Raw genomic sequence first — 583 nt, forward strand, 5'->3', positions numbered from 1 at the left:
GACGTACTCATATGCCAGCGTATGTCTTTTTCACAGATCGTCTCCTTGCTACTTTATTGTTAAATGCTATTTTCTTGTTGATAGTTTGTTTCCCACTGAGACGATATATATTGCGTCTTTCAAAAGCGATGGAAGAAAAAGAAAAAAGGATTTTCTAATTTTATGTCGAATTGAATCGGTGGGGTGAACTTTAGTGGAAGAAAAAAAGCAACAAAATGTAACGATAAAAGGGACAAAAGATGGGATAACGCTTCATTTAGATGATTGTTGTTCATTCTCTGAATTGTTGATAGAATTAGACGAAAAACTTTCTACACATTACTACGATGGTGATGGACGCTCTTTAATTGAAGTGCATGTGAAAGTAGGAAATCGTTATTTAACAGAAGTCCAACAAGAAGAGATTCGTACGTTAATTCGTAATAAAAAGAATCTTGTTGTGGATTCAATTAAAAGTGATGTTATCACTAAAGCAGAAGCAATAGCTTGGAAAGAAGAAACAGAAATTGTCCCTATTTCCAAAATTGTTCGCTCTGGACAAGTTTTACATGTAAAAGGAAATTTGTTGTTAATTGGAGATGTT

At 33.6% G+C, this 583-nt stretch carries 1 protein-coding gene; it reads left to right on the top strand.

All coding sequences use genetic code 11. The features are described 5' to 3' along the window. Positions 1–193 precede the first annotated feature (193 nt). Positions 194–583 (top strand): hypothetical protein (locus tag ACCC84_RS23905; protein ID WP_503827465.1); only part of this gene is annotated, 390 nt, incomplete at its 3' end.

It is taken from the genome of Serratia odorifera, from assembly GCF_041448735.1.
GTDB lineage: Bacteria > Pseudomonadota > Gammaproteobacteria > Enterobacterales > Enterobacteriaceae > Serratia_F > Serratia_F odorifera.